The 13,305-nt window shown below is 35.9% G+C and carries 14 protein-coding genes; 8 read left to right on the top strand and 6 right to left on the bottom strand.

Annotated elements, in window-relative coordinates:
* Nucleotides 1-97 precede the first annotated feature (97 nt).
* The 3 genes from CLV94_RS16650 to CLV94_RS16640 all read left to right on the top strand — a co-directional run bounded on the left by CLV94_RS16650 (nucleotide 98) and on the right by CLV94_RS16640 (nucleotide 3,102).
* Nucleotides 98-2,119: a DUF349 domain-containing protein gene (locus CLV94_RS16650; RefSeq protein ID WP_121377649.1), complete on the top strand. Its 2,022-nt coding sequence runs from the start codon at nucleotides 98-100 to the stop codon at nucleotides 2,117-2,119.
* Nucleotides 2,120-2,224: 105 nt separating this feature from the next.
* Entirely contained in the window at nucleotides 2,225-2,572 is a 348-nt protein-coding gene (locus CLV94_RS16645; protein ID WP_121377648.1) for a hypothetical protein, read from the top strand.
* A gap of 74 nt (nucleotides 2,573-2,646) precedes the next feature.
* Complete coding sequence (locus tag CLV94_RS16640; RefSeq protein WP_147406652.1) at nucleotides 2,647-3,102, top strand: hypothetical protein; 456 nt, start codon at nucleotides 2,647-2,649, stop codon at nucleotides 3,100-3,102.
* A gap of 49 nt (nucleotides 3,103-3,151) precedes the next feature.
* Here the strand turns inward: CLV94_RS16640 and mazG are convergent, their stop codons facing one another.
* From mazG to CLV94_RS16625, 3 genes are all read right to left on the bottom strand, one after another.
* Nucleotides 3,152-3,928 (bottom strand): nucleoside triphosphate pyrophosphohydrolase, encoded by a 777-nt coding sequence (mazG, locus tag CLV94_RS16635; RefSeq protein WP_121377646.1) that lies wholly within the window; start codon nucleotides 3,926-3,928, stop codon nucleotides 3,152-3,154.
* Nucleotides 3,929-4,047: 119 nt separating this feature from the next.
* Nucleotides 4,048-5,514: an aminoacyl-histidine dipeptidase gene (locus tag CLV94_RS16630; protein ID WP_121377645.1), complete on the bottom strand. Its 1,467-nt coding sequence runs from the start codon at nucleotides 5,512-5,514 to the stop codon at nucleotides 4,048-4,050.
* Between the two features lie 67 nt (nucleotides 5,515-5,581).
* Entirely contained in the window at nucleotides 5,582-5,839 is a 258-nt protein-coding gene (locus CLV94_RS16625) for a (2Fe-2S) ferredoxin domain-containing protein (protein WP_121377644.1), read from the bottom strand.
* Between the two features lie 165 nt (nucleotides 5,840-6,004).
* On the opposite strand from CLV94_RS16625, the gene CLV94_RS16620 reads away from it, so the two are divergent.
* Nucleotides 6,005-7,087, top strand: coding sequence for a DUF3810 domain-containing protein (locus tag CLV94_RS16620; protein ID WP_121377643.1), 1,083 nt, complete (start codon nucleotides 6,005-6,007; stop codon nucleotides 7,085-7,087).
* Nucleotides 7,088-7,095: 8 nt separating this feature from the next.
* On the opposite strand, the gene CLV94_RS16615 is transcribed toward CLV94_RS16620, so the two are convergent.
* A complete protein-coding gene (locus tag CLV94_RS16615) occupies nucleotides 7,096-8,400 on the bottom strand; it encodes an NAD(P)/FAD-dependent oxidoreductase (RefSeq protein ID WP_121377642.1) in 1,305 nt (434 codons plus the stop codon).
* 717 nt (nucleotides 8,401-9,117) lie between these two features.
* Between CLV94_RS16615 and CLV94_RS16610 the strand changes: the two genes are divergently transcribed.
* Genes CLV94_RS16610 through CLV94_RS16600 form a run of 3 tightly spaced genes read left to right on the top strand, consistent with a single transcriptional unit; the run spans nucleotide 9,118 to nucleotide 11,124 of the window.
* Nucleotides 9,118-9,612 (top strand): RNA polymerase sigma factor, encoded by a 495-nt coding sequence (locus CLV94_RS16610; RefSeq protein WP_121377641.1) that lies wholly within the window; start codon nucleotides 9,118-9,120, stop codon nucleotides 9,610-9,612.
* A gap of 14 nt (nucleotides 9,613-9,626) precedes the next feature.
* Nucleotides 9,627-10,262 (top strand): hypothetical protein, encoded by a 636-nt coding sequence (locus tag CLV94_RS16605; protein ID WP_121377640.1) that lies wholly within the window; start codon nucleotides 9,627-9,629, stop codon nucleotides 10,260-10,262.
* 7 nt (nucleotides 10,263-10,269) lie between these two features.
* A complete protein-coding gene (locus tag CLV94_RS16600) occupies nucleotides 10,270-11,124 on the top strand; it encodes a TraB/GumN family protein (RefSeq protein ID WP_121377639.1) in 855 nt (284 codons plus the stop codon).
* Here the strand turns inward: CLV94_RS16600 and CLV94_RS16595 are convergent, their stop codons facing one another.
* A complete protein-coding gene (locus CLV94_RS16595; RefSeq protein ID WP_121377638.1) occupies nucleotides 11,125-11,940 on the bottom strand; it encodes a lysophospholipid acyltransferase family protein in 816 nt (271 codons plus the stop codon).
* A 51-nt stretch (nucleotides 11,941-11,991) separates the two neighbouring features.
* On the bottom strand, nucleotides 11,992-12,630 hold the full coding sequence (locus CLV94_RS16590; protein WP_121377637.1) for an NUDIX hydrolase: 639 nt from the start codon (nucleotides 12,628-12,630) through the stop codon (nucleotides 11,992-11,994).
* Nucleotides 12,631-12,699: 69 nt separating this feature from the next.
* Here CLV94_RS16590 and CLV94_RS16585 point away from each other — a divergent pair, with 69 nt between their 5' ends.
* Nucleotides 12,700-13,143 carry a DUF4268 domain-containing protein gene (locus CLV94_RS16585; protein WP_121377636.1) on the top strand — a complete coding sequence of 148 codons (444 nt, stop codon included), beginning with the start codon at nucleotides 12,700-12,702 and terminating at the stop codon, nucleotides 13,141-13,143.
* Nucleotides 13,144-13,305: the final 162 nt, after the last annotated feature.

The raw sequence follows: 13,305 nt of genomic DNA, 5'->3' as shown, positions 1-13,305 counted from the left end.
TGGCAAAAATTACTTTAAATATTGGTTTTTCTTTGAATTTTCATCCGCCTTTACTATCTTTCCAAACTAAAGAATTACCAACCTTAAACATTTAATGATGTTAGAAGAAAAGAATGATAACCTGCATGAAGCAGATGGAAGTCAAGAAAATGAAACACAAGATGTGTCTCAAAATGAAAATCCGCAGATAGAAGAACAAAGCGAAAACAATGCTGATGCTGTTGAAGCAGAAGCTGAGACTGTTGCTGCTGAAAATGCAGACGCTGTAGAAATTTCTCCTGAAGAATTAGAAGAAACCATTGCTGTCAGCGAAAACCAAGAAGCCTTAGATGCTATTGCTCACTCCAATGCAGAAGAAAGTGAAGACGAAACTCTTAAAGAGCGTCATGAAATTCCAATGCAAGATTATGAAGCAATGGACATGGAATCTCTTGTACAGGAATTAGAAAAGCTAGTCGCTGTTGAAAAAGTAATGTCTGTAAAAGACCATGTGGAAGAAATCAAGTCTGCTTTCCTCTCAAAATACAATCATTTTATAGAAGAAAAAAGAGAAGAGTTTTTAGCTGAAAATCCAGATACGACTGAAGATTTTCATTACCATCTTCCTTTAAAAGTCAAATTTGACACTTTATTTAACCAATATAGAGATAAGAAAAACACGCACTTCAAGAGTCTTCAAAACAACTTGAAATCTAACTTGGATGTACGTTTAGCTATCGTAGAAGAGCTGAAAGAATTAATCAATCCTCAAGAAAACATCAAGGATACGCTAAAACATTTCAATGAATTGCGTGAAAGATGGAAAAATGCAGGGCCTATTCCGAGAGACAAATACAACCACGTTTGGAATAACTACCATTTCCATGTAGAAAACTTTTATGACTACTTGCATTTAGACAGAGAAGCTAGGGATTTGGATTTCAAGCACAACCTAGAGTTGAAGCAAAAAATCATTACTCGAGTGGAAGTGCTGGTAAATGAGCCGGATGTAAACAAAGCATTCCGCGAATTGCAAGACCTTCATAAAATCTGGAAAGAAGATATCGGTCCGGTTTCAAGAGAACACCGCGAGGCCATCTGGAATACGTTTAGCGAACTGACTAAAAAAATCCATGACAAAAGAGAACTTCTGTTCGAAAAACAACGTGGCACAGAACAAGAAAACCTTGAGAAGAAAAAAGAAATCATTTCAAAAATAGAAGAATTAGCGAAAGAAAAAGTAGAAGCACATTCTTCATGGCAAGGTCAGATTGAAAAAGTAGAAGCCTTGAGAAACGAATTTTTCTCTACCGGAAAAGTGCCTTCCGATGTTAACGAAGAAACTTGGTCTGCTTTCAAAAATGCCGTGCGTGACTTTAATGCCTTGAAAAATTCATTTTATAAGGATATCAAAAAAGACCAGCAAGACAATCTGAATAAGAAATTAGCTTTAGTCGAAAGAGCAAATGCGTTAAAAGACAGCGAAGATTTTGCCGCAACGACTCCGATAATGAAGCAGATTCAAGAAGAATGGAAACAGATTGGACATGTGCCAAGAAAATATTCCGACAGCATCTGGAAAGACTTTAAAGAAGCCTGCAATCATTATTTCGACAAGCTTCATGCACAAAGAAACGAGGTAAATTCAGAAGAAATCGAAGCTTTCGATAAAAAGAAAGCGTACCTTGAAACCATCAAAGACTTTGCTTTGACCGGAGAGCACAAAGCTGATTTGGATGCCATAAAAGCGCATATCGAAACATGGAAAGGTTTTGGAAAGGTGCCCCATGCTAGACGCCATATCGAAGGGAAATTCAATAAGATTCTAGATGCTTTGTTCGATAAATTGAGTTTAAGCAAAAAAGATTCTGAAATGGCTCGTTTCAACAGTAGAATCGACCAGCTTTCTAGTTCTGATGATACAAGAAAACTTGAAAACGAGAAGATTTTCTTGATCCGCAAGATTGAAGAAGTACAGCAAGAAATCTTCCAGTTAGAGAATAACATCCAGTTTTTTGCGAACGCAAAAAAGGACAATCCAATGGTTCTTGAAGTAAAGAAAAACATTGAGCGACATAAAGAAAGCCTTCAGATGTGGAAAGACAAGCTGAAACAGATTCGAAATATAAAAACAGAATAGTATATTTCCAAAAGCCCTGCAAATTGCAGGGCTTTTTTTTATGATTTTGTGGCATTTATGCCTCTAATCCTTTTATACCTTTTTTATAAAAAGTATCTTTGCCCGATGAAATGGATTAAAAACATAGCGCTGTTCTCCGTTTTTCTGGTAGCCTTTCTTTTTGTCAATAGCGACGATGGAAAAGCTTTTGGTGCTATACAAAACAATAAAAAATCCATTGAGCAGGTTGATTATCTTAGAGCTTCGGCTTTTGTAAATCAAGAAATAAGCATCCATTCTATTTCGAATCCGAGAGCAGATCTTCCTGTTTACGCTAAATGGTTCGAATCGTATTATGACATAAGTTTTTCAGGCTTCAGCACCTGCAAAGCTACTGCAGCTTTTCTGAGACAGGACATCAATCGATGTGAAAATGTCTCAATCTTACTTTTTCCCTTCCACTTTTTTTGGTGATTTTTATCGTACGCTAAAAATTTAGGGCTGATACTTCTATCAGCCAAATCATCATTATACAAAAAATCTAAAAAATGGATACAGCATCTCTAACAATAGGGCTAGTGCTTACTTTGGTTTGCGTCTTGCCATTACTTTATATCGCCAATAGTCAGGCAAAAAACAAAAAGAAAATTAAGGAAATCTTTGACCATTTCCGCCAAGGAAAATACGATTTCTCAACGCGTGAAACGCATTACAAAAAAATCTATGCTTTAGATGAGGCGAACAAAGGATTTCTTTTTATCGACTTAAACAAAGAAAACGACAGAGCTTCTTTTGTAGACTTAAAAGAAGCGACGTCTTGCAGAGTTGAAGAAACATCAACAGGCAGCGACGATAAAATCCTTTTTACGTTCAAGCTTAAAAACGGAAATACGAATTCGGTAGTGCTTTACGACCTAGAAAATGACAAGCTAGGAAAGGCTTATTGGCAAGAAAATGAAATGATTGCAAAAAAATGGCAATCTATTATTGAAAATAATATCTAGGTTTTCGGTTAATTATAATTCATTTAAAGAGGCTCAGCTGGGCCTCTTTTTATTTTAGCTTCTTGGCTTCATTCCAGAAAACGTCCATTTCCGCAAGTGTCATGTCTGACAATTGTTTTCCTAATTCGCCAGCTTTGCTTTCAAGATATTGGAATCTTTTGATAAACTTTTTATTGGTCCTTTCTAAGGCGTCTTCTGGGTTGATTTTCAAAAATCGGGCATAGTTTATCATAGAGAATAAAACGTCGCCAAATTCGGCTTCAATCTTATCTTGGTCGCCATTCTTGATTTCTTCTTGAAACTCTTGAATCTCCTCTTCTACCTTATCCCATACTTGATGCGGTTCTTCCCAGTCAAATCCGACACCTTTGACCTTGTCTTGAATACGACTTGCTTTTACTAATGCGGGAAGACTTTTAGGCACACCTTCTAAAACCGATTTCTTCCCTTCTTTAAGCTTTAGTTTTTCCCAGTTCTGCTTTACTTCTTCTTCATCTTCTACGACAACATCTCCATAAATATGCGGATGGCGGTGAATCAGTTTCTCACAGATCTCGTTACATACATCGGCAATATCAAAATCGTTGGTTTCGCTTCCGATTTTTGCATAAAAAACAATATGAAGCAGCACGTCTCCTAATTCTTTTTTAATTTCCTGCAAGTCGTTATCAAGAATCGCGTCTCCTAATTCGTATGTCTCCTCGATCGTCAGATGCCTCAAAGTCTGCAACGTCTGTTTTTTATCCCACGGACATTTTTCACGCAAATCGTCCATAATATCTAATAATCTGCCAAATGCGTCGAGTTTTTGCTGTCTTGAATTCATAGAAAAGGTTTTTTGTAAAAGTAAAAAAAATAGCCACAGACTAAAGGATTTCCACAGATTATAAACTTCTCTATCTGTGCTAATCTATCAATCTATGGCTTGAATTTTATAGGAAATTCTTAATTCTTGCTTGGTATGTTTTTCAAAATTTCCAAAACAAATTTCCAATATTTTTGAGCTGAAGCAATATTAGCTCTTTCATCAGGAGAATGCGCTCCTTTGATCGTAGGACCGAAAGAAATCATATCCATATCCGGATAATTAGTTCCAAGGATACCACACTCAAGACCTGCATGGCAAGCTACTACATTTGGCTTGCTTCCGTTTTGAGTTTCATAAATACCAGTCAATACATCAAGTATTTCTGATTTTGCATTTGGAGTCCAGCCAGGATATGATCCAGTAAACTCAACTTCGCATCCCATTAATTCAAAAGCGGAACGCAAAGCATTCGCTAAATCCATTTTAGATGATTCCACAGAAGAACGTGTCAGGCACTGGACAGATAATTTTCCTTCACCTACAACTACTTTTGCAATATTATTAGAAGTTTCCACCAAATCATCAAAATCAGCACTCATTCTGTACACGCCGTTATGGGCAGTATACATTGCTCTTACAAAATAAAACTGTGCAATCGAAGGCATTACTTTTACCGGAGCAGTATCTAATTTTTCAAAAACGATTTCTAAATTCGGCTCCGTTGTCTTGAATTCGGTTTTGATTTCGTTCACAATTTCTTGCATATCGAAAACAAAAGCTTCGTCATAAACTTCGGCGATAATTACTTTTGCAACACTTTCACGAGGAATCGCATTGCGAAGACTGCCTCCTTTTATTTCAGAAATCTGCAATCCGAAGTTATCAAAACCGTCAAAAAGCAAACGGTTCATGATTTTGTTTGCATTTCCTAAACCTTTGTGGATATCCATTCCAGAATGTCCGCCATTCAAGCCTTTTACGGTAATCGAATATCCAACAGAACCTTGTGGTGTTTCTTCTTCGTCATATTCGGCAGTTGCCGTCACATCAATTCCGCCAGCACATCCGATATCAATTTCATCGTCTTCTTCGGTGTCAAGATTCAAAAGAATTTCACCATCTAGCAAGCCTCCTTTTAGTCCCATAGCGCCAGTCATTCCTGTTTCTTCATCAATCGTAAATAAGGCTTCGATAGCGGGATGAGGAATATCGGTAGATTCTAAAATAGCCATAATAGTAGCAACTCCCAAGCCATTATCTGCGCCTAGCGTTGTTCCTTTAGCACGAACCCAACCGTCTGCCACATACATTTCAATACCTTGCGTATCAAAATCAAAAACAGTATCGTTGTTTTTTTGGTGCACCATATCCAAATGCGATTGCATTACGATGGTTTTGCGGTTTTCCATTCCAGCAGTAGCCGGTTTTTTAATGATTACATTTCCAACTTCGTCTTCGATGGTCTCAAAGCCTAGTTTTTTACCGAAATCTTTCATGAAGGCAATCACTCTTTCTTCTTTTTTTGAAGGACGCGGCACAGCATTCAAATCGGCGAATTTATTCCAAAGCGCTTTCGGCTCAAGGTTTCTTATTTCCTGACTCATTATTTATTTTTGAATTTAGTATAGCAAAGTTACAAAGTTATGTGCGGAATGCCCAAGATATAAAAGCTTAAAGGAGGTACTTTTCAAATATTTTTTTAGCTTTTTTTTCTGTAACTTCTTTTTTCCAGATATCTTTCGGCTCAATATAGACTACCGGCGCTTTCTTGCACATTCCCTGGCAGTCCATTTTTGAAATACAGACTTTATCTTCTAGTCCGAATTCGGCAATCTTCTTTTTCAGGTAATCTTTCGGTTCTTTATTGTACTTGCCGCACTTTTTTCCGTTGCAGAAAAAAATTATTTTCTCTTCATTTTTCTTTTTCATAAATAATCAAAGTAAGCTGCTGATTTTACGCTGAAATCTATTGCAATTTTACGACTTATTATCCTACCAAAGCACGAAGCGAGTATTAATTTTTATCTAAAGTTTCTTCTAGAAAAAAACTTTAAATTGTTTCTGTTTATATTTACAAAAACAAATGTTTCGTCGATGAAAAAATCAAAAATTATCTGGAGTATTTTCTTAGTAGTTCAGATAATTATCCTCAATATCGTATCGTTTTTTCCTGAAGCCATTGAAAAATATTATAGTAATGGTTTTTACTTGTGGCTTTCAAAAATCTCAAGAACTCTTTTTGGCCGCTTGCCTTTTTCTTTTGGAGACATTGCTTATACTGTATTGATTTGTTTTCTAATCTATCGACTTTATAAAAGAAGAGCTCAGTTATTTTCATGGGCATCTTGGAAAATGGATTGGAAATCAAAAACGCTATCGGTACTGAGCTTCATTTCTATCTTTTACTTTCTTTTTAATTGCTTGTGGGGCTTGAACTATCATCGCGTGCCACTGTATGCCAAAATGAAACTTGACAAAGACTATACGCTGGAAGAATTGCAGGCATTTACCAAACAAATGATTGCGAAGACAAACGAAATCCATAGTCAGATTGTAAAAAATGACAGCCTAAAAGTTGACAATCCGTATGAAATTGAGAAAATATATGCGCTGACACAAGATGGATATGACGAACTAGGAAAACAGTATTCGTATTTCCAATACCAAGTGCCTAGCATTAAAAAATCCTTGGTGAGCCTGCCTTTGACCTATATGGGATTTGGCGGCTATCTGAATCCTTTCACGAATGAAGCCCAAGTCAATTATAAGATTCCAAAATACAACTTCCCTACTACTGTCTGCCATGAAATGGCACATCAGATAGGCTATGCTTCTGAAAGCGAAGCTAATTTCATTGGTTATTTGGCTTCTATAAACAACCCAAATATTTATTTTAAATATTCGGGCTATTCGTATGCGCTGAAATATTGCTTGGGTAACATCGAAAAAATTGAGGAAGGAAAAAGCAAAGAGCTATTGCCTTTAATCCATCCCGGAATCTTAAAAAATTTCCAAGAATCAAAAGATTTTTGGGACAGCTATCAAACCCCTATCGATACTTTTTTTCATTATTTCTACGATCATTTCTTAAAAATAAACCAGCAGAAAGACGGGCTTGAAAGCTATAGCAAGTTTGTTGGGTTGATGATTGGGTATTATAAAAATCATCCGCTTTAAGCTTCTAGCTATATCTCATCAAAAGTAAAACTGGTAAAGCTTTTCTTTTTGTACGGCCTAACGATGAGCCTTCCTTCGCGATCAAAACGGATATAATTATACAGCCAGTTCATAAAAACTACTGCTTTGTTCTTAAATCCAATCAACGAAAAAAGGTGGACAAACATCCAAACAAACCACGCAAAAACGCCATGAAAATGATAATGCGGCAAATCGACAACCGCTTTGTTTCGTCCAATAGTTGCCATCGAACCTTTGTCATTATAGTTAAAAGGCTTCATTTCTTCCTTCTGAATCAGCCGTATTATATTTTCTCCTAATAATTTTCCTTGCTGTAAGGCAGGCTGCGCCATCATTGGATGCCCTTGCGGATATTCTTCACTTGCCATCATTGCGATATCGCCTACGGCAAAAATAGTCGAATAGCCTGCAACCTGATTGTATTCATTCACTTTGATGCGTTCTACTTTTTCAACCAAAGATGAAGCAGGAAGCCCGTTTACGATAGCGCCTTGCACACCAGCCGTCCAGATTAATGTAGCTGTTTCAAAAGAAACTCCTGTATTGGTAGAAATCGTTCTTCCGTCATAACTTGTAACTCGCATGTTTTTCAAGACATTTACGCCGAGTTTTTTCAGGTATTTTTCTGCGGCTTCAGACGATTTTTCAGACATAGTATTCAGTATCCTGTCTCCACTCTGGACCAGGTTGATCTGCATCTTGCTGATATCCAAATCCGGATAATCTTTTTGCAATATCGCATTTTTCATTTCGGCTAAGGCACCAGCCAGCTCGACGCCCGTAGGACCTCCGCCGACCAGAACAAAATTAATCAGTGCATTCCGTTCATTCACATCATCTGTCAAAAGTGCCTGCTCAAAATTTTCGAGTATCAGGCTCCTGATATTAAGCGACTGCGGAATTGTTTTCATCGCAATACTATTCCTTTCAATCTCCTTATTCCCAAAATAATTGGTCTTAGAGCCGGTTGCAATAACCAAATAATCATATTGAAGCTCCCCGATGTCGGCAATCACCTTATTGCTTTTGGTATTGATTTCGTTTACATGGCAAAGCCTGAAATAGAAATTTTTATATTCATGGACTACTTTCCGAATCGGATAGGCAATTGAGCCTGCCTCAAGCCCTCCAGTTGCCACCTGATATAATAAAGGCTGAAACGTATGGTAATTGTGCTTGTCTAAAAGCACGACTTGTACAGGCTTGTTTTTTAATTTCTTGGCTAATGCGATTCCGGCGAAGCCGCCTCCCAAAATAACTATTCTAGGAAGATCTGATTGTGGGATATTCATCGTTTGCGTTTATTCTTACTGCAAGATACGAAGTTTTATCCCGAAAATTAAAACTGTAGCCTGTCGCTTTAAATAAAATTTAGACGTTTTATACTCTGTGACGCTATGCCTTTGCAAGCCATTATTTTTTTACAGTTCTTAAATAGAAAGTTTTAATCAAATACTTCTTTTTTTGCATGAATGTAATGTAACATTATACTCATGCTATATTACATTTTGACAATGTCATATAACAATAGATTAGAGTAGTATAACATAGCGCTTATGCTGTCAACACTTACCCAATGTAGTATAATATAAAGCTAATGCTTCATAGCATCTATCAGGTGTTGTATAGCAATAAACCTATGTTATATGACATATAATTAATACTATATATATTTTATTAATGTAGTATAACATTAGGTTGATGAAGTATACATAGAACTGATGTAGTATAGCATACAATAAATGTTGCATAACATAAAACTATTATCATATAGCATCAGTCAGATTCAATCGCAAGTTTTGGTTTTTATGCTATTCTCTTGGTACTGCTGGCATATAATCAGCCTTTCTATACTTTGTGCCTTTGCGAGCAATTATTTTCACATAAAGACGCAAAGTCCATAAAGAAAAAATCTCCTCTTCTTTTATTTTTGGTATAAACATTCGAGATAATTATTTAAAATTAATAGTAACTTGTAACAAATTTGACTCTTCAACTACTAACCTTACATGAGCCAAGATTTAGAAAAGTCTTTTGTTAAGCAGCTAAAAGAAAACCAGAATATAATCCACAAGATTTGTAGATTGTATACCTCTGGCGATGATGCTCATAACGATCTGTTTCAAGAAATCACGATCCAGCTTTGGAAAGCGTATCCAAAATTTAGGGGAGATTCTAAATTCACTACTTGGGCGTATCGGGTTGCCTTGAACACAGCCATCACTTTATATCGAAAAAGTACGCGGTCAATTTCTACAATGGAATTTGACAATACGAAGCATTTTATCAAGCAGGAAGATTATAATTATGAAGAAGAAGAACAGATAAAACTGATGTATAAGGCCGTATATCAATTAAACGACATTGAAAAAGCTTTGATTTTTATGTATCTGGAGGATAAGGATTATGAAGAAATATCGGAAACCTTAGGAATCAGCGAAGTGAATGCGAGAGTGAAAATGAACAGGATTAAAGGAAAATTGAAGAAAATATTAAATCCTTAACAAGGAAAAAAAATATGAAAGAGTTAGATTTATTAAAGAAAGATTGGAAAAAGAATGAAAATTCTTTTCAGCAAGTCTCTGAGAATGATATCTACAAGATGATTCATAAGAACTCATCTTCTGTAGTAAGATTGATTATGATTATTGGTATCATAGAATTTTTATTTTGGATAGGAATCAGCCTTTTTTCAAACAATGATGAATATTTCCAAAAACTTAACATGGATAACATATTGTTGTACATGAGAATTTTAACGTATGCCCATTATGCGATTATCGTCACCTTCATCTATTTATTTTACAAGAATTACATCGTAATTTCTACTACAGATTCTACCAAAATCTTGATGAAAAACATTTTAAAGACAAGAAGAACAGTAAATATTTATGTATGGTATAACTTAGGAATGATCATATTCAGCTTGATATTAGGATTCATGTTGGCTTATTTTTACAATCCTGATTTCGCCTTGGTAAAAGAAAAAATCGAACATGACGGCATTAAAGCTATCTTGTTCTTTATTGGCATTGTCATTGCAATCGTAGGCGTATTTACTGTAGTTTCCTGGCTTTTTTATAAATTATTATACGGTTTCTTGATGAAAAAGCTTTATAAAAATTATGAGGAGCTAAAGAAAATAGACCTTTAGTAATTCCATGAAATATTGCTTATCGCTCTTATTCTCACTATTTTTTATAGGATTGCAAGCTCAAAAGCTTGAGGATGCCTTGTTATGGAAAATTTCGGGAAACGGGATAAAAAAACCTTCTTACCTGTACGGAACTATCCATGCTTCTTGCTATACGTTATTAGATCAGAATGTCATCGAGGCGATGAAAAAGACGGAACAGCTTTATCTTGAGATTGATGTTGACGATCCAAAGATGGAAAGTCAGATGATGGCCAATATGAACATGAAAAACGGTGTGACTATGGAATCGCTCGTTTCTGCAGAAGATTATAAAATTGTAGATGACTTTTTAAGAGACAATGCGGCTATCTCTGCCAAGACAATCAATACCATAAAGCCAAGCTTCGTGAGTATTATGTTTGTACAGAAAATCCTTGGCTGTAAGCCTAAATCAGTTGAAGAAGCGCTCGCTGAAATCAGCAAATCTCAAAATGAAGCAATTTATGGCCTAGAAACCGTTGCTGAACAGATGAAAGTTTTTGATAAGATTTCGTATCAAGAACAGATGGATGAATTAGTGAGAACAGCAAAAAATGGCATCAAGACTTATGAAGAAGATTTCAATAAGCTTATGCAATTGTACAAGGATAAAAAAATAAGCGATTTACTAAATTTCACAAACGAGCTCGGCGAAACAGCTTCTTCAAAATTTGATGATGAAATGCTGGTCAAGAGAAATGCAAAATGGATTCCTATAATTGCTGATGTGGCTCGATTCAAGCCTACTTTTTTTGGAGTTGGTGCCGCACATCTTGCAGGCGAAAATGGTGTGATTTTGTTATTGAGAAAGCAGGGTTTTACTGTTGAAGCTGTAAAATAGTTAATAATCCCACCTTCTTTTCTTGTTTAATTCCTCTTCTACTTTTAAAACTTCTTCCAAGACTTCAGGCTGAAGTACTTTTAAAAACGACGGATGCTGTTCGATAGCATATTCTACTTTTTCAACAATTTCTTCTACAGAGTCATTTTCATAATCAATATCTAAAGGTTCTTTGATGATAAAAGACTGAAGAATTCCTTTTTTCTTAAGGCGAAGTCCCTTCTTGTCAAAAGAACGCCTAAAACCATCAATAACTATCGGAACAACGATAGGCTTGTGCTGTTTGATAATATGAGCCGTTCCTTTTCGTACAGGCTTGAAAGATTTCGTAGTGCCTTGCGGAAAGGTTATCACCCATCCGTCTTCTAATGCAATCTTTATATTTTCGGTATCATTAGGATTTACTTCTCGCTGCACATCTTTCCCTTTAGCACGCCAAGTTCTTTCAACAGTAATAGCTCCTGCATAGGCTAGAATTCTAGGGAGCAGGCCTTCTTTCATCGTCTCTTTGGCCGCTACATAATAAATGTTTAGTTTCGGATTCCAGATATAGCCGATGTTTTTGATATTGTCTTCACGTCCTTTTAGACTGGCATTAAAAACATGGAACATGGCCACAACATCCGCGAAATACGTCTGATGATTGGAAATAAACAGCACGTTAGTATCTGGAAGACTTCGGATAATTTCTGAGCCATCAATCTGAAGCTCGTTAAAACCTCTATAACGTCTATGCGTCAGCATTCCAAAAACACGGATAAGCCATTTTTTCAAGAAAAGTATATGACCAAAAGGATTTCTTTTAAACAATCCCATACGATTGAGCTTTTTTTTAAAACAGAAGGCAAACTTACAAAATCGTAGCTATTAAAGCACTCTTTTTATCGTTTCTTTAAGCTCATTCAGCATCATTGCCGTTGCGCCCCAAACAATATGTCCTTGTAGCTTAAATGCCGGAACTTCTATTTCATCAGTATAAGATGCCTTGATCTTTGCTTGGACTAAATTGGCATCGTCTAAAAGATCTTCTAGCCGCAATTCAATCATTGCTGCAACTTCATCCGCGCTAGGATTAAATACTATCTCTGCTTGGCAAATACCTAAAAAAGGAGAAACAAGAAACCTGCTGGGCGGAATATAAACTTCAGAAAATGCCTTAACAACTTGAATCCTTTCAGGCAGGACACCTATTTCTTCAAACGTTTCTCTAAGAGCGGTCGCCTCTAGATTTAAATCCTCTGGCTCTTCTTTACCGCCAGGAAAAGCAATTTGTGAAGAATGAATTCCGATAGAAGCATTTCTTACGATTAAGGCGAGATGTGCTTCTGAATTCTTTGGGTAAAAAAGCATCATTACGGCCGCATTCCTTAATCCGTCTCTATCATAAGTTTTATTAATTATAGTAGAAAGGCGTTCTAGCGAAGCCATTTTTATATGAGCTTCAACCGATGGTAGCGTTTCTTTTTCTATTTTTGGTATATATTCTAAAAAGACCTGAAAATCCATTATATCTTTTTGCAATGTGATTTATAAAGGTACCGTAAAATTCATTTTAATCAAACTTATTTATTCAACATGTACAGCAAAGCAGAAGCTCAAATTATCAAAAAGGAATTTTGGATCAAATTTGCCGAAGAATATCCGAGAAAATGGCTTCTCTACGATACAAAAATTAAAGATTTCTCCTTTAAGTTTTATGTCGATAACAAAAAAGCTCAAGTCCTGATTGACATAGAGTCAAAAGACGAAGAAAAAAGGAAGATTTATTTTGAGAAAATTGAATCGTTAAAGCAGATTTTACTGGATGAATTTATTCCTGATGCCGTTTTTGAAAGAAATTTTCACTTAGAAACAGGCAAAATAATAAGTAAAGTTTGGGTAGAAAAAACAGGAATAAGTCTTTTTAACAAAGCCACTTGGCCGGAAATATTTGACTTTTTCTATCAAAACATGGATGCTTTCGAGCGATTCTTCTATGAATATCAAGATTATATCAATGATTTAGAGACCAACACATAATTAATTTTACTTTTTAATTATACTAAGCTATTACCTTTTGAAGTTAATAGCTTTTTTTGTTGAGTTTTATGCAAAAAAAAGAGTCCCTACGATATGTAAGGACTCTTTCAAAGGAAGGCGGCGACATACTCTCCCACAGGATTGCAGTACCATCTGCGCAGG

This window comes from Flavobacterium endophyticum, from assembly GCF_003634455.1.
In the GTDB taxonomy this organism is placed as follows: Bacteria; Bacteroidota; Bacteroidia; order Flavobacteriales; family Flavobacteriaceae; genus Flavobacterium; species Flavobacterium endophyticum.
The sequence above is the reverse complement of the archived record's forward strand: the minus strand, read 5'-3'. Positions and strand labels throughout refer to the sequence as shown.